The 1,581-nt window shown below is 38.0% G+C and carries 1 protein-coding gene; it reads left to right on the forward strand.

Translation table 11 applies throughout. The features are described 5' to 3' along the window. Positions 1-84 precede the first annotated feature (84 nt). A complete protein-coding gene (locus tag DW904_RS22495; protein WP_118584333.1) occupies positions 85-1,416 on the forward strand; it encodes an IS4 family transposase in 1,332 nt (443 codons plus the stop codon). Positions 1,417-1,581: the final 165 nt, after the last annotated feature.

A 1,581-nucleotide genomic window follows, 5' to 3' on the forward strand; every position in this document is an offset into this window, starting at 1 on the left:
CAACATCATAAACTTAAGAAAAAAATGGAAAGGAATCTGTTCGCAGGTTCCTTTCATTGTGTTAAAATATAGGCAGGGGTGTATATGATTAAATCTTATAAAACAAGATTTCAAAAGTTTTCTGCATTATTATCTGATCCGGAAATTGCAAAATATGCGAGACAGAATGGAAACCATGCTTTTTCGAGAAAGCGAAAAATGCCCCTAAAAGACATGTTGCTATGCTGTCTTTCAAAAAAGGGGCTTACCACGACATTTGAACTTAGAAACTATTTCAAAGAAAAAGGAGACTTGTCTATGCAGTTATCTGTCCAGGGATATCTACAACAGAGAAAACGTCTAAATCCGGAAATTTTTCCCTATCTGAACCGTAAATATCTTATGGATTTTTATCGTTCTGACGAACCCAGACTGTGGAAAGGATATTTGTTAATCGCGATTGACGGGAGCAAGGCGGAAGTTCCAAACTCAAAGGATAACAGGGAAGCATTTGGAAACAGCGGCAACCAGCATTCCGGGAAAGGGCAGGTACGGGCACTGGTAAGCGGAATGTATGATGTTTTGAATCATTTTTACCTGGATATTGAAATTGAACATATTTGCATCAGTGAAAACGAACTGGCAAAAAGAAACTTAAAACAATTAAAAAAATTTGGAATCAGGAAGCCGGTTGTCGCAGTTTTTGACCGCGGTTATCCTTCCTTAGAGTTTATTGACTTTCTGGAAACGGAAGGGATTCATTATCTGATCCGTCTTTCATCCAACGATTATATGGCAGAACGTAAACGGATGCAGTCGGCAGATGAAAAAGTCATTTTAAAACATTCATCTGCACGCCTACAAAAAATACGAAAAAAACATCCGGAACGATATGAACAGATGCAAAAGAAAGGGAGCACGCTGGTAAGAATATCAAAATCGACTCTTCCCTCCGGGAATGAACTTGCGCTGATGACAGATCTTCCGGATACAATTACCGCAGAAGAATTAGCGGATTTATATTACCAAAGATGGGAAATTGAGAAGAAATACAATACTCTAAAAAACAAAATGAAATTTGAAAGTGTAACAGGGAAAGCCACAGTATATGTGCACCAGGATTTTTGGGCGCAGGTTTTAGTATATAACATGGTTCAGGACATTCGGAACAGTGCGGACGAAGAGGCCGCAGCAGCAGGACGGGAAAACAGGAATAAATATCCCATGCATACCAATGAAAATGTAGCCATCGGTCTTTTCAAAGAGACTATGCTAAAAATCCTTTTGGAACCGGAGGAAAAGAAGCGGATCAAAAAACTTGGAGAACTACAGGAAGAAATGGAGCGCTATGTACTTCCCATAAGGGAACTACCTGGAAAAGAGCGTAGAAAAAACATCTCAAATAAATATAAAAACAATCAAAAGAGTAGCTTTTAAAATGCCCATTCTCCGTTTAAAGGGAGATTATGGGCATTTTAAGTTGTTAAAGTATACAGAAGGAGCTCTGTGAAGATTTCTCTTCGTTTTAATCTGCCCTTTTGAAATGAGTTTTTAGCAGGATAATATAAATGTGTAATATCTAATCTTAAGTTTATGATGTTG

It is taken from the genome of Ruminococcus sp. AM42-11 (assembly GCF_003480145.1).
Classification (GTDB): Bacteria; Bacillota; Clostridia; order Lachnospirales; family Lachnospiraceae; genus Blautia_A; species Blautia_A faecis.

What these genes read in the sequence shown, in the direction of transcription:
- DW904_RS22495 (WP_118584333.1), top strand. Translation starts at nt 85, where the DNA reads ATGATTAAATCTTATAAAACAAGATTTCAAAAGTTTTCTGCATTATTA.